Annotated in this window: 17 protein-coding genes and 1 pseudogene; 6 read left to right on the top strand and 12 right to left on the bottom strand. The window is 74.5% G+C overall.

Annotation, left to right across the window (positions count from 1 at the left end):
- Positions 1-52 precede the first annotated feature (52 nt).
- On the top strand, positions 53-532 hold the full coding sequence (locus ABD979_RS03405; protein ID WP_345506032.1) for an acyl-CoA thioesterase: 480 nt from the start codon (positions 53-55) through the stop codon (positions 530-532).
- On the top strand, positions 529-1,017 hold the full coding sequence (locus ABD979_RS03400; protein WP_345506031.1) for a TY-Chap domain-containing protein: 489 nt from the start codon (positions 529-531) through the stop codon (positions 1,015-1,017). Before ABD979_RS03405 ends, ABD979_RS03400 begins: the two co-directional genes overlap by 4 nt.
- A gap of 71 nt (positions 1,018-1,088) precedes the next feature.
- Here ABD979_RS03400 and ABD979_RS03395 read toward each other — a convergent pair whose 3' ends face one another.
- From ABD979_RS03395 to ABD979_RS03380, 4 genes are all read right to left on the bottom strand, one after another.
- On the bottom strand, positions 1,089-2,225 hold the full coding sequence (locus ABD979_RS03395) for a hypothetical protein (RefSeq protein WP_345506030.1): 1,137 nt from the start codon (positions 2,223-2,225) through the stop codon (positions 1,089-1,091).
- Between the two features lie 102 nt (positions 2,226-2,327).
- Complete coding sequence (locus tag ABD979_RS03390) at positions 2,328-3,143, bottom strand: SDR family NAD(P)-dependent oxidoreductase (RefSeq protein ID WP_345506029.1); 816 nt, start codon at positions 3,141-3,143, stop codon at positions 2,328-2,330.
- Between the two features lie 10 nt (positions 3,144-3,153).
- A complete protein-coding gene (locus ABD979_RS03385; RefSeq protein ID WP_345506028.1) occupies positions 3,154-4,125 on the bottom strand; it encodes an NADPH:quinone oxidoreductase family protein in 972 nt (323 codons plus the stop codon).
- Between the two features lie 14 nt (positions 4,126-4,139).
- Positions 4,140-6,434: an exo-beta-d-1,3/1,6-glucosidase gene (locus ABD979_RS03380; RefSeq protein WP_345506027.1), complete on the bottom strand. Its 2,295-nt coding sequence runs from the start codon at positions 6,432-6,434 to the stop codon at positions 4,140-4,142.
- A 35-nt stretch (positions 6,435-6,469) separates the two neighbouring features.
- Between ABD979_RS03380 and ABD979_RS03375 the strand changes: the two are divergent.
- Both ABD979_RS03375 and ABD979_RS03370 read left to right on the top strand, forming a co-directional pair.
- A pseudogene (locus tag ABD979_RS03375) lies at positions 6,470-7,531 on the top strand (DUF4921 family protein); the annotation flags it as partial.
- Between the two features lie 73 nt (positions 7,532-7,604).
- A complete protein-coding gene (locus tag ABD979_RS03370; RefSeq protein WP_345506337.1) occupies positions 7,605-7,781 on the top strand; it encodes a DUF4921 family protein in 177 nt (58 codons plus the stop codon).
- On the opposite strand, the gene ABD979_RS03365 is transcribed toward ABD979_RS03370, so the two are convergent.
- From ABD979_RS03365 to ABD979_RS03350, 4 genes are all read right to left on the bottom strand, one after another.
- On the bottom strand, positions 7,775-8,281 hold the full coding sequence (locus ABD979_RS03365) for a DUF4188 domain-containing protein (protein ID WP_345506026.1): 507 nt from the start codon (positions 8,279-8,281) through the stop codon (positions 7,775-7,777). The two genes, ABD979_RS03370 and ABD979_RS03365, sit on opposite strands and share 7 nt — an antisense overlap.
- A gap of 86 nt (positions 8,282-8,367) precedes the next feature.
- Positions 8,368-8,658: a DUF3072 domain-containing protein gene (locus tag ABD979_RS03360; RefSeq protein WP_345506025.1), complete on the bottom strand. Its 291-nt coding sequence runs from the start codon at positions 8,656-8,658 to the stop codon at positions 8,368-8,370.
- Between the two features lie 51 nt (positions 8,659-8,709).
- Positions 8,710-9,213 (bottom strand): sigma factor, encoded by a 504-nt coding sequence (locus tag ABD979_RS03355; RefSeq protein WP_345506024.1) that lies wholly within the window; start codon positions 9,211-9,213, stop codon positions 8,710-8,712.
- Positions 9,214-9,287: 74 nt separating this feature from the next.
- A complete protein-coding gene (locus ABD979_RS03350) occupies positions 9,288-10,745 on the bottom strand; it encodes a flavin-containing monooxygenase (RefSeq protein ID WP_345506023.1) in 1,458 nt (485 codons plus the stop codon).
- A gap of 87 nt (positions 10,746-10,832) precedes the next feature.
- On the opposite strand from ABD979_RS03350, the gene ABD979_RS03345 reads away from it, so the two are divergent.
- The gene (locus ABD979_RS03345; RefSeq protein WP_345506022.1) at positions 10,833-12,854 is read left to right on the top strand and encodes an oxidoreductase; all 2,022 of its coding nucleotides are present in this window, start codon (positions 10,833-10,835) and stop codon (positions 12,852-12,854) included.
- Positions 12,855-12,922: 68 nt separating this feature from the next.
- On the opposite strand, the gene ABD979_RS03340 is transcribed toward ABD979_RS03345, so the two are convergent.
- The 4 genes from ABD979_RS03340 to ABD979_RS03325 are packed head-to-tail and all read right to left on the bottom strand — an operon-like array spanning position 12,923 to position 16,307.
- Positions 12,923-14,227 carry a glycosyltransferase gene (locus tag ABD979_RS03340; protein WP_345506021.1) on the bottom strand — a complete coding sequence of 435 codons (1,305 nt, stop codon included), beginning with the start codon at positions 14,225-14,227 and terminating at the stop codon, positions 12,923-12,925.
- A gap of 1 nt (position 14,228) precedes the next feature.
- Entirely contained in the window at positions 14,229-15,263 is a 1,035-nt protein-coding gene (locus ABD979_RS03335) for an LLM class flavin-dependent oxidoreductase (protein ID WP_345506020.1), read from the bottom strand.
- Positions 15,260-15,925, bottom strand: a complete 666-nt coding sequence (locus ABD979_RS03330; protein ID WP_345506019.1) for a 2'-5' RNA ligase family protein — start codon at positions 15,923-15,925, stop codon at positions 15,260-15,262. Before ABD979_RS03330 ends, ABD979_RS03335 begins: the two co-directional genes overlap by 4 nt.
- Positions 15,870-16,307 (bottom strand): MarR family winged helix-turn-helix transcriptional regulator, encoded by a 438-nt coding sequence (locus ABD979_RS03325; protein WP_345506018.1) that lies wholly within the window; start codon positions 16,305-16,307, stop codon positions 15,870-15,872. Before ABD979_RS03325 ends, ABD979_RS03330 begins: the two co-directional genes overlap by 56 nt.
- An 88-nt stretch (positions 16,308-16,395) precedes the next feature.
- Between ABD979_RS03325 and ABD979_RS03320 the strand changes: the two genes are divergently transcribed.
- Entirely contained in the window at positions 16,396-18,258 is a 1,863-nt protein-coding gene (locus ABD979_RS03320) for an ABC transporter ATP-binding protein (protein WP_345506017.1), read from the top strand.
- Positions 18,259-18,262: the final 4 nt, after the last annotated feature.

The following is an 18,262-nucleotide window of genomic DNA, read 5'->3' as shown; positions in this document are numbered from 1 at the left end:
GGATGCCGACACCGCGGCCCTCCATCCACAGCCGCTCGGGCAGGATGGGCGCATGGCCGACACCCCCGAGCGCGACCCCCGCACCCTGACGCTCGCGGACTTCCCCGTCCACCGTCCCGTCACGACGCGGTGGTCCGACAACGACATGTACGGCCACCTCAACAACGCCGTCTACTACGAGCTCTTCGACTCCGCCATCAACGGCTGGCAGGCCGAGCACGCGACCGTCGACCCGACGGCAGACCCGACCCAGGGTGTCGTCGCCGAGTCCGGGTGCGCCTTCTACGCCGAGGTCGCCTTCCCGGCGCCCCTCGTCGTCGGCGTGCGGGTGAGCCGGCTCGGGCGCAGCAGCGTCACCTACGAGCTCGGCCTCTTCGTCGACCCGTGGCGCGCCGCCGTGCCCGACCCGGGCATCAAGGCGCTCGGCCACTGGGTGCACGTCGAGATCGACGCCGTGACGCGCCGGCCCACCCCCATCCCCGAGCACCTGCGCGCCCTCATGGAGACGGCGGTGGCGGGGGCACGCGCGTGACCGACCCGCTCGAGGAGACGTGGGAGGCGTGGACGTCCCGCCTCGGGGCCGACCTCGCCGACCTGGCCGCCGACGACTGGGTGACCTTCAGCGTGCGCGCCCCGTCACCCGCGCCGAGCCCGGATGCCGGGTCGCCCGCTCCGCGCGCCCGGCGCCGGTTCCGGGGTGGGCGCCGGGACGACGGAGCCGCACGGGCGTCCGGGGCGCCCGTGCCCGACGTCTTCGTCCAGGTGCGCCGGCTCGAGAGCGTGCTCGCACTCGAGTGCATCGGCGACACGCAGTTCGAGGGACTCACCGACCTCACACCCACCCAGCAGTCCGCCCTCGAGGCCCTCGGCTGGGCGCGGGCGGGTGACGACCCGGAGTTCGACGTGGCCCTGACCGACGGGGACGCCGCCGCGGCACTCGTGGCCGAGAGCCTGCGCACGGTCCTCGGGGCGTCCGCGCCCGCCGACGTGGACGTGCGGCGCGCGCCTCGTCCCTGACCGGTCGCTCGCTCCCGTCCTCGGACGATGGACGGCGGTGGTCGGGGCTTGCCGGGTGCCGGGACGGTGACCTAGCCGACCGGGCGCAGCACGACGGTGCGGTCATCGCCGCCGCCGTTCTCGCAGAGGGCGATCGAGCAGCTGACCGCGACGATGGTCCCCGTGTTGTCGACGTCGAAGGCGAGGCGCAGTCGTCGCCCGGTGGGCACCGGCACGATGCGGTTGAGGTCGGTGAGCACCCCCGCCCGCCAGACCGTCGCCACCTCGTGTCCGTAGGGCTCGCCGGCGCCGGCCACCCGCGCGGCGCCGACGACGACGCCGGCGTCGTTGATGCCGCGGGCGAAGCTGGAGCGGTAGAAGAAGGCGGGCCCGAGGACACCGAGGTCGCGCAGGCGGCCCGCCGTCCACGTGAAGCCGTGCGTCTCACCGCCCGCGGTCTGCGAGAAGCCGGCCACGACGCCCGTGCTGTTGACGGCCTCGGCGACCGTCGCCTCCGACGTCCCGCCGAGCGTCCCGAGGTCGCGCATCACCCCGTTCTGCCAGATGAACCCCCGCAGGGGGTAGCCGCTTCGGGGCAACGCCGTGCCGACGACCTGGCCCGCGTCGTTGACGGCGTTGGCCTCGCTGATCGTGCCGTAGGAGCCCGTCGTCGTGCCGCCGAGGCTGCCGAGGTCGATGACCTTGCCGGCCCGCCACATCGCTGCGCGCACGGGCGAGGACTGGCGCGCGTAGTGGATCCCGACGACCACCCCGTCGGCGTTGATGCCGCGGGCCGAGCTGCCGCTGCCCACCCCGTAGCCGGTTCCGAGGTCGGTCAGCACCCCGCCGGCCCAGCGCACCGCGTGCGGCGGGTTCTCGTTGTCGACGTTCGACTGGCCGACGACCACTCCCGCGAGGTTGACCGCCCGCGCCGAGCTCTCGCCGCCCGGGCCCGGCAGCCCGTCGCCGAGGTCGGTCAGCACGCCGCCCTTCCACCGGTAGGCGTGCCCGTTCGAGGTGCCGACGACCGTGCCGGCGCCGTTGATCGCGCCCGGCTCGCTCCAGCCGCCGCCACCGAGCGCCGGGAGCTCCCGGTAGCGGTACTGGGCCGTCGTGGCGGCCCGGGCCTCGGGGGCAGGGACCAGCCCGCTCGCGACGAGGGTGCCCGCGCCGACGCAGGCGGCGACGAGCACCGTGGAGGTCAGGCGGGGGTGGTGGTGGCGTCGCATGCGGGGCTCCTGGCTCGGGTGGATCCGTCCCTCGCATCGTCCCGAGGATCGGCACGCGGGCGGACGGCGCGCTCCTTACGAACCGCTTACGAGGAGAGCGGGTCAGCGACTCGCAGCGATGCGCCGGGCCGCGCGCTTCATGACGGCCGTGTACACCGGGCGCGCGAACCGCTTGGCGCGCCAGGCGATCCGCCCGTCGCGATCGGTGAGGACGACGTCGCGACGCGCGTCGATGCCGCGCACGACGACGGCGGCGACCTCCTCGGCGGAGCGCTTCGAGCCGCTGACCATCTTCTTGCCCGCCGACTCCATGTCGGCGTCGGCGCCCTGGAACGAGTTCCCGAGGTTGGTGCGGAAGAACGACGGGCAGACCACGGACACGTCGACCCCGTGCGGGGCGAGCTCGTGCGACAGGGTCTCGCTCAGGGCCACGACACCCGCCTTGACGGTGTTGTAGGCCGCCATCCCCGGCGCGTGGACGAGACCGGCGAGCGAGGCGGTGTTGACGATGTGGCCGTGGCCCTGCCCCTTGAGCAGGGGCGTGAAGGTGCGGCAGCCGCGCACGACCCCGAGCAGGTTGATGTCGACGATCCAGTGCCACTCGTCCATCGTCGCGACGTCGATGCGACCGCCCGCCGCCACGCCGGCGTTGTTGACGAGCAGGTCGAGCCCGCCCCACGTGGAGCGCACGTGCTCGAGCGCCGCCGCCCACGCCTCGTCGCTGCGCACGTCGAGGGGGAGGTATGCCGTCCGTTCGGGCAGCACGTCGGGCCGCGTGGGTGACACGTCGGTCGCGAGCACGTCGTCACCGCGCGCGTCGAAGGCCTGCACGAGCGCCAGGCCGAGGCCGGAGGCGGCGCCGGTGACGAGGACGCGTCGGGGGGAGGTGGACGGGGCGCGGTTCGGGCGGGACGGCATACGCCCCAACCTAGTCGCGGACGGTCAGGGTGACCTTGCCCTGCGCGCGCCGGTCGTCGATCTCGCCCAGCGCGGCGGCGACGTCGTCGAGTCGGTGGCGCGTGCCGACGGGCGGGTCGAGCACGCCGGCCTCGAGGAGCGGTAGCAGCGCCTGCCACTGGGTGCGCAGGGAGCCCGGGTCGGGCATCCAGAACGCGCCCCACCCGACACCGACGACGCTGATGTTGTTCAGGAGCAGGCGGTTGACCTTGACCTCGGGGATCTGCCCGGCGGTGAAGCCGATGACGAGCAGGCGGCCCTCGGGCGCGAGGCAACGGAGGCTGTCGGTGAAGCGGTCGCCGCCGACGGGGTCGACGACGACGTCGACGCCGCGGCCGTCCGTCAGCTCCTTGGCAGCGGCGAGGAACCCGTCCGCGAGCACGACGTGGTGCGCGCCCGCCGCCCGCGCGGTCCCGACCTTCTCCTCGGACGACACGACGGCGATGACGCGGGCGTCCATGGCCCGGGCGAGCTGGATCGCGGCGGTGCCGATGCCTCCGGCGGCGCCGTGCACGAGCACGACCTCACCCCGCTCGAGCTGCCCGCGACGGGTCAGCGCGAAGTGCACGGTGAGGTAGTTCATCGGCAGCGCCGCACCCGTGGCGAACGACATGCCGTCGGGCAGCGGGAAGACCATCGCCTCGGGCACGACCACCGTCTCGGCGAAGGCGCCGAGCACGGGGAAGGCGGCGACCCGGTCACCCGGCTGGACGGCGCTGCCCGGCGCGGCCTCACGCACGACGCCGGCGCACTCGGCCCCCGGCACGAACGGCAGCTCGGGGCGCATCTGGTACAGCCCGCGGCTCATGAGGACGTCGGGGAAGCTGACCCCGGCCTCGTGCACGTCGACCAGGACGTGGCCGGGCTCGAGGGTCGGCTCGGGCACCTCCTCGACGCGGACGGATGCCGGGCCGTCGAGGCTCGTGATGCGTGCGGCTCTCATGGCTCCGACCCTAGTCAGACAACGCCACCGGGCGTGATGGTGAAGGTCACACCGTGCAGGTCGGTGTCGCGTGAGCTGCGCCCGACGAGCAGGCGGAACTCCCCCGGCTCGACGACCCGCCGTCCGGCGGCGTCGACGATCGAGCACGCTGCCGCCGGCACGTCGAGCCGCACGCGTACCGACTCCCCGGCCGGCACGGTGACGCGGCGGAACGCCTTGAGCTCCTTGGCCGCCCACGTGACGCTCGTGACGACGTCCGTCACGTAGGCCTGCACGACCTCGTGCGCCGGCCGGCTGCCCGTGTTCGTCAGCGTCACCTCCGCCACGAGCGTGTCGGTCGGGGCGAGCTCGTCCTGCTCGATCCCGGGCTCGGACCACTCGACGGTCGTGTAGCCCAGGCCCTCGCCGAAGACGAACTGCGGCTCCTGCGTCAGGTCGGCGTAGCGGTGCCCGTGCTGGCCCCTGACCTGGTTGTAGTAGGTCGGCTGCTGGCCGACGTGCCTCGGGATCGAGACGGCCAGCCGGCCGGCGGGCTCGACGTGCCCGAGCACCAGCTCGGCGAGCGCCCGGCCGCCCCGCATGCCCGGGCTCACCGCCTCGATGACGGCTGCCGCGCGCAGGGCGCTCGGCGGCACGACGCACGGCTTGGCGTGCAGGAGCACCACGACGACGGGGGTTCCGGTCGCGACGACCGCGTCGAGGAGCGCGACCTGCCCGCCCTGCAGCTCGAGCGTGGCGGTCGAGCACCCTTCTCCCGTCAGGGCCATCGTGTCGCCGAGCACGACGACGGCGAGGTCGGCGTCGCGCGCGGTGGCCACGGCCTCGGCGAGCTGGTCGGGGTCGACGGGCGCGGCGGCGGAGACGGGAGGGCGCGGCTGGCCGTCAGGGAAGAGGGGCCCGTCGGGATCTGGCACGAGCGTCTCGATCTCGGCTCCCCGCGCGTGCGTCACCGTCCACCCCGGCGGCACGACGGCCCGGAAGCCGTCGAGCACCGTCTCGACGGTGTCACGGGGGTGCCCGTCCGGCATCCAGTCCACCTGGCCCGACGCGCCGGCCCAGTCGCCGAGGTTGGCCTGCGGGTCGTCGGCGTTCGGCCCGAGCACGGCGACCGTGCGCGCCGTCGCACCCGCGTCGTCGGCGGCATACGGCAGCGTTCCGTCGTTCGTCAGGAGCACGAGCGAGCGTCGGGCGACGTCGAGGTTGAGCGCCGCATGATCCGCCGAGCCGATGACGAGCCCCTGCCGCGCGGCGTCCGGCGGGCGGGGGTTCTCGAAGAGCCCCAGCTCTAGCTTGATGCGCAGCACCCGCCGCACGGCCGCGTCGACGTGTGCCTCGTCGAGCAGGCCCCGCGCCACGGCCTCCTGCGCAGCGTGGAAGAACGCGGGGGTCGTCATGACGAGGTCGTTGCCGGCCCGCACGGCGACCGTGGCCGCCTCGACGTCGTCGGCGCAGACCTTCTGCTCCCAGACCATCCGGCCGACGTTGTCCCAGTCGGTGACGAGGGTGCCGGTGAAACCCCACTCGCCCTTGAGCACCTCGTCGAGGAGCCAGGCGTTGGCCGTGACGGGCACCCCGTCGATGGCCTGGTAGCCGAGCATGAAGGTGCGGCAGCCCTCCTGGACGGCGCGCTCGAACGGCGGCAGGAACCACGACGTGAGCTTGCGGCGGCTGAGGTCCGCCTCGCTCGCGTCACGGCCGCCCTGCGTCTCGGAGTAGCCGGCGAAGTGCTTGGCGCACGCGAGCACCGCTGTGGGGTCGGTGAGCCCGTCGCCCTGGTAGCCGCGCACCATGGCCGCCCCGAGCTCGCCGATGAGGTGCGGGTCCTCGCCGAACGTCTCCCCGACACGGCCCCAGCGCAGGTCGCGGGTGATGCAGAGCACGGGCGAGAAGGTCCAGTGGATGCCGGTCGCCGACACCTCGTCGGCGGTCGCGCGGGCGGCGCGCTCGACGAGCTCGGGGTCCCAGGTGGCCGCCATCGCGAGCTGCGTCGGGAAGATCGTGGCGCCGGGCCAGAACGAGTGGCCGTGGATGCAGTCGTCGGCGGTGAGGAGCGGGATGCCGAGCCGCGTCCGCTCGGCGAGCGCGATCGCCTCCACCATCCGTTCCGGCGACGTGTGCAGGATCGACCCCGCCAGCTTCGTGCTGACGATGTCGCCCAGGTCACCCCGAGCATCGAGCTGCAGCATCTGACCGACCTTCTCGGGCAGAGTCATCCGGCCGATCAGGTCGTCGAGCCGGTCCTCCACCGGCAGGGAGGCGTCCCGGTAGGCCCAGGTCGTGCGCTGGTCTCGTGCGTCGTCGTCGGCCACCTGCACGACGCTAGCCCAGGACCGCACGTCCCTGCGTGGCGCGTCCGGGCGCCCTAGGCTGGCCGGGTGATCGAGCCGTGATCGAGCCGCTGACCCGCCTGCCGGACGGCACCGTCAAGCAGGTCAACCCCATCACCGGGACGAAGGTGTGGACGCTGCCGGGCCGGGCGGCGCGACCGCTCGGCCAGCCGATCCACCACCCCCTGCCCATCGACCCCGCCGACCACGACTCGTACTGCGCGTTCTGCGCGGCGCGCAAGCGCGAGACGACGCCCGAGATCGCCCGGCTCGTGCGGGACGACGCGGGGTGGCGCGAGGTGCGCGGTGTGCTCGCCGACGACCTCGACGAGACCGTGGCGGAGTTCCGGCTCATCCCGAACCTCTTCGAGATCCTCAGCTACGACTACTGGCACCTGGCCCACGGCTGGGAGCCGACCGCGGCCTCCCGCGCGCGCCGGACGGCATACCTCGCGAGCACGGGTGGGCGGGCGCACGTCACGGCCCTCGCGCGCATCCGGATGCGCGCGAGGGGCGCCGAGGGGGCCGACGCCGAGCCGCTCGCGCAGGACGACCTCGAGCGCGAGGCCGTCGGCCTCTTCGCGGGCAACCACCAGGTGGTCGTCGCCCGGCGCCACCACGTCGACGGCGCGACCGACGACAGCCAGCTCGCCGGCTCGGGCACGCTGACCCCCGAGGAGCACTGGAAGTACACGGACCTCACGATCCGCGCGATGCGCGACCTCTACCGCGACAACGACTGCGCGCGCTACGTGTCGGTCTTCCAGAACTGGCTGGCACCGGCCGGCGCGTCGTTCGACCACCTCCACAAGCAGGTCGTCGCCATCGACGAGCTGGGCACCCAGAAGGAGGACGAGATCGCCTTGGTGCGCGACGAGCCGGACGTCTTCGCGCGGTGGGGCGCCCGGTATGCCGCCGAGCAGGGGCTCGTCGTCGCCCGCACCGAGCACGCGGTCGCGTTCGCCGGGGTCGGCCACCGCTACCCGGCCCTCGTCGTGCACGTGACCGGTCCCGGCGACTGCCCGTGGGACCTGACGGACGAGCAGCGGCGCGACTTCTCGGACCTCGTGCACGCCTGCCACGCCGCGACCGGCGTGCACGTGCCGTCCAACGAGGAGTGGCACCACCGCCCCCCCGGGGGTCGACGTGCCGATGCCCCTGCGCGCGGTGCTCAAGTGGCGCATCTCCACCCTCGCCGGCTTCGAGGGCGGCACGAAGATCTACGTCAACACGATCAGCCCGTGGGACGTGCGCGACCGCGCCGTGGCCCGGCTGCGCGAGCTCGCCCGGGAGGGCGCCCTGTCCGAGCGCGTCACGGTCGGTCAGTAGGGCGGCAGCACCGGCTCGTCGGTGGCCGCCGCGCCGATCCGGGCGGCGGCCGAGTCACCGCCGCGGCGCACCGGCACGGAGCCGGCCGCGGCCAGCCCGTGGACCGGCATGTTGCCGTAGATCGTCTCGACGGCGTCCGTGCGCACCCGGTACGTCTCGTGCCAGATGCCGACGTCGCCCGACCGGTTCACCCTGGCGTTGAAGCGACGCCACGCCTCGAGGTGCGGGTCGTCGCGGTCGCGGGCGAAGCGCTCGAGGTCCTCGAAGGAGCGCCAGTACTGCACGAGGAAGAGCGGGGCGAGCGACTGCTGGTAACCGAGCAGGCCCTTGTCCGGGTGGTCGCTGAGGTGGCGCAGCATCCGCGGCATCGCCGTGAAGACCGGCCACCACGCGGCGACCTTGAGCGGCCGGTTGATCCGCATCCCGATGACGAAGACGACGATCTCGTCCCCGAGGCTCGCGACGTCGGCCGTGAAGCGCCCCTGCTGGACCCGGGACATGGCGTGCTCCTCTCGTGCGGCGCACCCCCGACCGTCCCAGTGTCCGCCCGACCGGCCACCCCGCGTGGCGAGATGGCCGACGCCGGTCAGAGCTCGCTGCCGGTGCCCTCGGTGCGCCCGTCGGTGACCCCGCGGCCCGTCGCCGACTGCAGCCGGTCGATGTGCTCGGAGGCCTCGGCCTTGGTGAGGTCGGCGGGGAGGGTCTCGCCGGCCTCGCGGGCCAGGGTCTCGAGGTAGCTGCGCTGCGCCCCCGTCATGGCCTCGTCGCCGGTGACCCAGTCCTCCGGGTCCTTGATGGTGGAGTCGCCCCCCCCGGCCGCGGCCGCGCCGGTGGCGCCGATGACGTCGTCGTTCGAAGGTGTGTTCGATTCGCTCATGTGGTGCCCATACCCACTTCGTGCCCCGCGCGCGCCGAGGGGCGTGTCGGGTCAGCTCGCCGCGGCCCCGGCGGGACCTGCGAGGCCGGCGAGTGCCGTGCGCAGCCGGGCATACGCCTCGGCGACCGGGATGCCGAGGGCGCGGGCCACGTCGCGGACGGGGTGCCCGCCGTAGTACGCGAGCTCGAGCACGCGGTCGTGGCCGGGCTGGCCGGGGTGGCCGGGGTGGCCGGCCGGCTCGTCGCGGGCCTGCCCCGACGTCAGGGGGTGCAGGGTGGGTCGCACGTGTGCCACGGCGCGGCGGTGCGCGACGCCGAGCACCCAGGCCACCGCGCCGCGCGACGTGCAGACGCGGTCGGCCGTGCGCCACACCTCGACGAAGACGTCGCCGCACACCTGCTCGGCCTCGTCGAGGTCGCGCACGACGCGGCGGACGAGCCCGAGCACCCGGGCCGCGAGCAGGTCGTAGAGCTCGGCGAGGGCCGCCTGCTCGTGCCGGGCGATCCGGGCGACGAGCAGCGCCACGTCAGCCTCCAGCGATCCCTGCTGTGCCATCGTTCCCCCGTCGTCGTCAGGATGGGGTCATACCCGATCAGACCGCCCCGGCGCCCGCGCGTGTCGATGGAGGGTCAGCGCGCGAAGGACATCCCGTCAGTGACGTCGCCGTGGAGCATGTCGCGGCGGTCGAGCAGGTAGTTCTGGCGCATCAGCCAGGGCGCGCCGTCACCCTGCCGCGGCAGCTCGTCGGCCGCGCGCTGCACGTAGCCGGAGCGCAGCGGGAGCAGCGGCTGCCCCGCCATGCCGCCCGGCGCGCGGGGCACGGCGACCCGCCACCCGTGCCGGTCCATGTGGTCGAGCAGCCGGCACAGGTAACGGCTCGCGAGGTCGGCCCGGAGGGTCCACGACGCGTTGACGTAGCCGATGCACATGGCGAGGTTGGGCACCCCGGCGAACATCGTGCCGCGGTAGACCGTGAGGTCGCCGGTGCGACAGGTCTCCCCGTCGACGGTGATCGCGATGCCACCCGCGATGCGGATGCGCAGGCCGGTGGCCGTCACGACGACGTCGACGGCGAGCTCCCGCCCCGACCCCAGCCGGACGCCGCCCTCGGTGAAGGTCTCGATCGTGTCGGTCACGACGTGCGCCCGGCCGTCCCGCACGGCCTCGAAGAGGTCGCCGTCCGGGACCACGCAGAGGCGCTGGTCCCACGGGTCGTAGGTCGGCGTGAAGTGGTCGGCGACGAGCTCGCTCGACCCGAGCGCACGCGTGGCGCTGCGGGAGAGGAGCGACCTGAGCAGGGCCGGCCGCCGGCGGCTCAGCTCGTAGACGCCGAGCGTGCCGAGGACGTTCTTCCAGCGGGCCGCCGAGCCGGCCGCCCGCGGCGGGAGCACCCGCTGCAGCGCGTTCCGCACGCGGTCACGGCGGGGCAGCGAGGCGATCCACGTCGGGGTGCGCTGGAGCATCGTGACGTCGGCCCCGCGCGCGGCGAGCGCCGGCACGAGCGTCACGGCCGTGGCGCCCGACCCGACGACGACGACGCGGCGCCCGGCCACGTCGAGGTCGTCCGGCCAGAACTGGGGGTGCACCACGCGACCCCCGAAGTCCTCGAGGCCCGGCAGCCGGGGGTCGTGGGGCCGGTCGTAGTCGTAGTAGCCGCTGCAGAGGTAGAGGAACCCGCAGGTCAGCTGGTCGCGCCCGCCCGCGTGCTCGACGGTGACGAGCCAGCGCGCGTCGGCGCTCGACCACTCCGCGGCGACGACCCGGTGGCCGAGGCGCACCCGCTCGGTGATGCCGTGCCGGTCGGCCGTCGCCCGCAGGTAGTCGAGGATCTTGTCGCCGTCGGCGATGGCGTCGGGGTCGGTCCACGGCTCGAAGGGGAAGCCGAGCGTCATCATGTCCGAGTCGGAGCGCACCCCGGGGTAGCGGAAGAGGTCCCACGTGCCCCCGATCGAGTCGCGCGCCTCGAGCACCGCCCAGGTGCGCGCCGGGGAGGTCCCGGGGGACGACGTCGCGAGCCGGTAGGCCGCGCCGACGCCCGAGATCCCGGCGCCGACGACGAGGACGTCCAGGTGCTCGAGATCGCTCATCCCGCCATTCTCACCCACCCCGGCCGGCACTGTGACGCAGGCCGCGTGCACGGCTACCGGGCGGTAACCAGCGGTTACCCTCGGCGGGTGACGACGGCATACCCCCACCTGCTCGATCCCCTCGACCTCGGCTTCACGACGCTGCGCAACCGCGTCGTCATGGGCTCGATGCACACCGGCCTCGAGGACCGGGCCCGCGACCTCGACCGGCTCGCGACCTACTACGCCGAGCGTGCCCGCGGTGGCGTCGGCCTCATCGTCACGGGCGGCTTCGCGCCCAACGTGGCCGGCTCGCTCTACCCCGGGGGCTCGGTCCTCGTCACCGAGCGCCAGGCGCGCCGCCACCGGGTCGTCACGAACGCCGTGCACCGCGAGGGCGGCAAGATCGCCCTCCAGATCCTGCACGCGGGTCGCTACGCCTACCACCCGCTCGCCGTCTCGGCCTCCGCGCTCAAGGCGCCGATCGCGCGCTTCACCCCGCGGGCCCTGACCGCGCGCGGCATCGAGAGCACCATCGCGGCGTACGCCCGCTGCGCCCGCCTCGCGCGCGAGGCCGGCTACGACGGCGTCGAGATCATGGGCTCGGAGGGCTACCTGCTCAACCAGTTCCTCGCGCCGCGCACCAACCACCGCACGGATGCCTGGGGCGGCTCCCCGGTGAACCGGCGCCGCCTGCCCGTCGAGGTCGTCCGCGCGGTGCGCGAGGCGGCCGGGCCGGACTTCGTCGTCGTCTACCGCCTCTCGGTGCTCGACCTCGTGCCCGACGGCCAGAGCTGGGACGAGGTCGTCGCCCTGGCGCGTGAGGTCGAGGCCGCCGGCGCGACGATCCTCAGCACGGGCATCGGCTGGCACGAGGCCCGGGTCCCGACGATCGTCACGTCCGTGCCGCGCGGCGCCTTCACCCGCGTCACGGCGCGGCTGCGCCCCGAGGTCAGCATCCCCGTCGTCACCTCGAACCGCATCTCCATGCCCGACCTCGCCGAGCAGGTCGTCGCCGACGGCAGCGCCGACCTCGTGTCGATGGCGCGGCCCTTCCTCGCCGACCCCGAGTGGGTGGCCAAGGCCGCGAGCGGCCGCGCCGACGAGATCAACACGTGCATCGCGTGCAACCAGGCCTGCCTCGACCACACCTTCGCGAAGAAGACGGCCACCTGCCTCGTCAACCCACGCGCCGTCCGCGAGACCACCCTCGTGCTGGCGCCCAGCCGCCGTTCCAAGCACGTGGCCGTCGTCGGCGCCGGCCCCGCCGGGCTCGCCGCCGCCGTCGCCCTCAGCGAGCGCGGGCACCGGGTCGAGCTCTTCGAAGCCCGCAGCGAGCTCGGCGGCCAGTTCGCCATCGCCCTGCGGATCCCGGGCAAGGAGGAGTTCGCCGAGACGATCCGCTACCACCGCCGGCGGCTCGAGCTCGCGGGCGTCACGGTGCACCTCGGCCGCCGCGCGGAGGTCGGCGACCTCACCGGCTTCGACGAGGTCGTCGTCGCGACGGGCGTCGAGCCGCGCGTGCCCGACGTCCCCGGCATCGACCACCCGACGGTCGTCACGTATGCCGCCGCCGTCCGCGGCGAGGTGCCGCTGGGTCGGCGCGTGGCCGTCATGGGCGCCGGCGGCATCGGCGTCGACGTCAGCGAGTTCCTCACCCACGTCGAGTCGCCCCTGACGGTGGAGCAGTGGATGGCCGAGTGGGGCGTCGGCGAGCCGGACGCGTCGCGTGGCGGCCTCGTCGAGGCGACGCCCGAGCCGTCACCGCGCGAGGTGCACCTGCTCCAGCGCAAGGCGACCCCGATCGGGCGCGGGCTCGGCAAGACGACCGGTTGGGTGCACCGGGCAGCGTTGAAGGCCAAGGGGGTCCACCACCACGTCGGGGTCAACTACGAGCGCATCGACGACGAGGGCCTCCACATCACGCACGGCGAGGACCGCACCGACCCCCGCGTGCTGGCCGTCGACACGATCGTGGTCTGCACCGGGCAGGAGTCGGTCAACACGCTCGGTCCCGCGCTCGCGGAGGCCGGCGTGAAGGTGCACGTCGTCGGCGGCGCGGACGTCGCGGCCGAGCTCGACGCCAAGCGCGCCATCCGCCAGGCCACCGAGCTCGCGGTCACCATCTGACGCAGGCGTGGTCCCGCGCGACACACGAGGTCCCGACCGGCCGGCTGGTCGCCGCTGGGCCGGCCGGGTCAGCCCGACCTGGTGTGTCCTGAGGGCCCGCGCAGGTACTCGTCGACGAGACGGGCGGCGTCGCCGGCGCCGTCCTCGGCGCGCACGCGCTCACCGAGGGCGTATGCCGCCGCGCGGGCTCCCGGGGACAACGCCACCTCGAGCGCGCGCTCGAGTCGCGCCGCCGTGAGGTCCTTGCGGGCGATCGGCGCGGCCGCCACCCCGAGGTCGGCCATCCGCCGGCCCCAGTAGGGCTGGTCGGCGGCGTGCGGCACGACGACCTGCGGCACCCCGGCGCGCACGGCGGCGGCCGTCGTGCCCGCTCCCCCGTGGTGCACGACGACGGAGCACCGCGGGAAGAGGACGCCGTGCGGCACCGGGCCCACCGCCAGCAGGTCCGCGCGGGCGGGGACCGTGAGGCCGGCGAGCCCCGCCGACACGACGCCGCGGGCGCCGCGGGCGCCGCGGCGTCCGAGCACGTCGGCGACGATCCGCGACACCCCGTCCGGGTCGGGCGTCGGCATGGAGCCGAAGCCGACGTAGACGGGTGGGTCACCGCGGTCGAGGAACGCCTCGAGGTCGGGGGGCACCGTCCCTGCCGTGTCGTCGTCGCGCACCCAGTAGCCCGTCTGGCGCAGGGCCGCGGGCCAGTCGTCCGCCGGCGGGACGACGTGCGGGCTCGCCGCGAGCAGGGTCGGCGTCCGCTCGGCCGCCGACGTGTAGTGGCGGAACCGCTGTCGGGGCAGACCCCGTCGGGTGCGCACGAGGTCGCCGGCAGGCCGGAAGAGGTCGAGGGCGACGCGTCCCGCGAGGGTGCTCCACGCGCGGTTCGCCCACGTGTCGGTGCGCGGACGGAGGGCGAGGGCGACCGATGGCCCGTGGGCGCTCGGCCACACGGGCGCGAAGACCGCGTAGAGGTGCGGCTTCGTCGGCGTCCCTCCGCGGCGACCCGGGTCGAGCAGGGCGTCGACGAGGTCGAAGGTCAGGGCGCCCGACACGACGGCGTCCGCCGTGTCGACGAGGCGGGTCACGTCGCCGGCGAGCTGCTCGGCCGTGCCGGCCATGACCTCGCGCATGAGCCGCGCCTCACGCACCTGCGTCCTCGCCGAGCCGCGCAGCGACTCGCGCCCGAGCCCCTCGCGCAGCGGCCTCTCGAGGTCGAACGACAGCGGCTCGAAGTCGACGCCGCCGCCCACGACGACGTGACCGAGGTCGGCAGGGGCAGCGAGCGACACGGCATACCCCCTTCGCCGGAGGCGCTGACCGAGGGCCACGAGCGGCTGCACGTCACCGCGAGAACCCATGCCCAGCAACAGGATCCGCACGTCAGCCTTCGCCGAGCTGCGCGCGCACGCGCGGTACGACCTCCTCGGCGTAGAGGCGGATGCACTCCATGCGCTGGTCGTGCGGGAGGGTGCCGAAGGAGTACTTCAGCTGGAAGCGCGAGAGGCCGAGCACCTGGACGGTGTCGACGATCTTGGCGGCCACCGTGTCGGGCGAGCCGCAGTAGACGGCGCCCCCGGGGCCGAGCTGCGCGAGCGCCTGCTCCTGGCCCATGGGCGCCCAGCGGCGCTCGCGGCCGAGCTTGTTCATGTAGGGCAGGAAGTGCGGCATGAAGTCGTCGCGCGCCTGCTCGTCGGTGGCGGCCACGTAGCCCGGCGAGTGCACCCCGACCGGCAGCTCGGCCTTGCCCATCTCGGTCAGCGCGCGCCGGTAGAGGTCGGCGAGCGGCGCGAACTGGCGCGCGGACCCGCCGATGATCGCGATGACCACCGGGAAGCCGTAGTGCGCGGCGCGGACCACCGACTGCGGCGTGCCGCCGACGCCGACCCACACCGGCAGCCGGCCCGACTCCGTGGCGGGCATGATGCGGTCGACGCGGAGGGGTGGCCGGATCGAGCCCTCCCACTGCACCGGCTGCTCGGAGACGATCGCGGCGAGGAGGTCGAGCTTCTCCTCGAAGAGCGTCTCGTAGTCGGCGAGGTCGAGGCCGAAGAGCGGGAAGGACTCGATGAACGAGCCTCTGCCGACGGTGATCTCGGCGCGACCGTTGCTCACCGCGTCGACCGTGGAGAAGCGCTCGAAGACGCGGACCGGGTCGTCGCTCGAGAGCACCGTCACCGACGTGCCGAGCCGGATGCGCTCGGTGCGGCTCGCGAGCGCCGCGAGCACCACGTCGGGCGCGCTCACCGCGTAGTCGTCGCGGTGGTGCTCGCCCACGCCGAAGAAGTCGAGGCCGAGCCGGTCGGCCAGCTCGCCCTCGGCGAGCACCTCCCGCACGACCGTGGCCGGGTGGAGCGGGGCGCCGTCGGGACCCTCGGCGATGTCGCCGAAGGTGTCGAGGCCGAGTTCGAGGCTCATGACCCCATCGTAGGTATGCCGTCCGCGGCCCAGACGGGCCACACCCGCCGAGCGCCCGGGTCCCACCGCCGCACCTCGACGACGGCACCCTCGCGGGCATCGCGGGCGTCGCGGGCGTCGCGCCCGTCGTGTGCGCCGTCGGCGTGTGCGGCCTCCCGCAGCAGGGCGACCGCCCGCTCGACCTGCCCCGCGCCGAGGCCGCGCGCGAGGGTGAGGTGGGGCACCCAGCGCCCGACCGCGACCTGGGCCGTCACCTCGGTCGCGCCCGCCATCGCATCGGCGACCGCGGCGTGCAGGTGCAGCAGCCCGGCCGACGGAACGAGGAGGCGGGCCAGCACGAGGCGCGCTCCCCCGAGCACGACGAGGGGGCCGAGGCGGGCGGTCACCGGACTGTCGCCGAGCGCCCGGGCGAGCGCCGGTCCCAGCTCGTCGTCGACCGGCGCCGGCACCGCGACGGCGGCCGACAGGGTGACGTGGGGGACGTTCGTGTCGCCCTGGTGCGAGGCCTGGCTCGGCAGTCCCGCCTCGGCGAGCAGCTGCCACTCACGGCGCACGGCCGCGTCGGTGACGGGGTCGACGAGGGCCTCGACCGACTGGAGCGGCACCTCACCGGCCCCCGGCGTCGAGGCGGGCGAGCAGCCGCGCCAGGGTGGCGCGGTCACGCTCGCCGAGCACGCCGAAGAAGGCCGCGCCGGCCTGACGACGCGCCTCGTCCACCTCTGCGAGCACCGCCCGCCCCTCGTCGGTCAGGACGACCGTCATGGCGCGGCGGTCGTCGGGGTCGGGCGCCCGCGTGACGAGTCCACGCAGCTCGAGGCGGTCGACGACGTCGGTGGCCGAGCGCGGCGCGATGCGCAGGTGCTCGGCGACGACCCCGAGCCGGGTGGGCCCGTGGCGGCCGACGACCCGCAGGGCGCGGGCGTCGTGCGGCGACAGGTCCGGGCCGAGCCCGCTCGCCCACTGCCGGCGCAGGGCGCGCGCCGACCCCATGAGCAGCTCGTCGAGCGAGGGGTCGTCGCCCGGGGGCTCGTCGTCGTGGCGCATGGCAGCAGCATACGACGTCGTTGCAAGTCTGCCTCATAGTGAGGTAACCTCTGCATTATGGGAAGACACCGACAGATGGAGTGACCACATGACCGTTCCCCCCAGCACCCCTCGCGGCGGCCGCGGCGGCCGCCCGCCCGAGACGATCGACCCCCGGGACCGCCGCCGGCTCGCCGAGTCGCCCGTGTCGATGCGACGCGTGGCCTGCCTCTTCCGCCCCCACGCTCGCACCGTCGTCGTCGTCACCGTCCTCATCGTGGCCGTGTCGGTCATCTCGATGGCCCAGCCCTTCCTCCTGCGCACCGTCATCGACGACGCGCTCCCGGCCCGCGACGTGCGGCTGCTGCTCTGGGCCGTCGGCGGCATGCTCGCCGTCACCGTCGTCACCCAGCTGCTCGGCGTCGTGCAGACGTGGCTGACGACGAGCGTCGGCCAGCAGGTCATGCACGGCCTGCGCACCGACGTCTTCCGGCACCTGCAGCGCCAGTCGGTCGCGTTCTTCACGCGCACCCGCAGCGGCGAGGTGCAGTCCCGGCTCACCCACGACATCACCGGCATGCAGTCGGTCATCACCTCGACCGCCACCGGCGTCGCGAGCAACGTCACGACGGCGGCCGCCACGGCCCTCGCCATGGTCGCCCTGAGCCCCCGCCTGTCGCTCCTCTCGCTGCTCGTCGTGCCGCCGGCCGTGCTGCTGACCCGCCGGGTCGCCCTGCTGCGGCGCGACATCACGGCGACGCGGCAGCGCCGGCTCGCCGAGCTGCACAGCCAGGTGGAGGAGGGGCTCACCGTGAGCGGCGCCACCCTCGTCAAGACGATCGGGGCCGCCGACGCGACCGCCGAGCGTTTCGCCGCCACCTCGACCGACCTCATCGACCTCGAGCTGCGCTCACAGCTGGCCGGGCGCTGGCGCATGGCGACGATGCAGATCGTCTTCGCGGCGATCCCCGCGCTCGTCTACCTCGCCGCCGGCTTCCCGGCGACCTCGGGCGGCATGACGATCGGCACGCTCATCGCCTTCACCACGCTGCAGGCCGGCATCTTCCGCCCGCTCATGGGGCTGCTCGACGTCGGCGCGCAGTGGGTCACCTCGATGGCGCTCTTCAGCCGCATCTTCGGCTACCTCGACCTGCCCATCGACGTCGCGCCACCGACGGCCCCCGTTGCCGTGCAGCACGACCGCGTCCGCGGCGAGGTGCGTTTCGAGGGCGTGCGGATGAGCCACGACGTCGACGCCGAGAAGCCGACGTATGCCGTCGACGGCGTGACGCTCCACGTCCCCGCGGGCACGACGCTGGCCCTCGTCGGCGAGACCGGCTCGGGCAAGTCGACCCTCGCCGGCCTGCTCGCCCGGCTGCACGACCCGCAGTCGGGGCGCGTCACGGTCGACGGCATCGACCTGCGCGACCTCGACCCCACCGACCTCGCCCGCATCGTCGGGGTCGTCTCGCAGGACACCTACCTCGTGCACGCCTCGATCCGCGACAACCTGCTCCTCGCCGCACCCGGGGCGAGCGAGCGCGAGCTGTGGCAGGCCCTCGAGGCGGCCCAGGTAGCGGCGCTCGTCGACGGCCTGCCCGACGGGCTCGACACGGTCGTCGGCGCCCGCGGCCACCGGTTCTCCGGCGGCGAGAAGCAACGGCTCGCCATCGCGCGGACCCTGCTGCGCAACCCGCGCGTGCTCGTGCTCGACGAGGCCACGAGCGCCCTCGACACCGAGACCGAGCGCGAGCTGCAACAGGCCCTCGACCGGCTCATGGCCGGGCGCACGACGCTGACCGTCGCGCACCGGCTCTCCACGGTCCGTGACGCGGAGCAGATCGCCGTGCTCGACCACGGCCGCGTCGTCGAGATCGGCCGCCACGACGACCTCGTGCGCCGCGATGGCCGCTACGCCCGACTCGTCGCCGACCGCGCCCCCGCGGAGGCGGACCGGACGCTCGCCGCCTGAAGAC

Origin of the sequence: Terrabacter aeriphilus (assembly GCF_039542985.1) — a bacterium.
Lineage (GTDB): Bacteria > Actinomycetota > Actinomycetes > Actinomycetales > Dermatophilaceae > Terrabacter > Terrabacter aeriphilus.
Note: the sequence above shows the minus strand (reverse complement) of the source record. Positions and strands in the feature narration are given on the sequence as shown.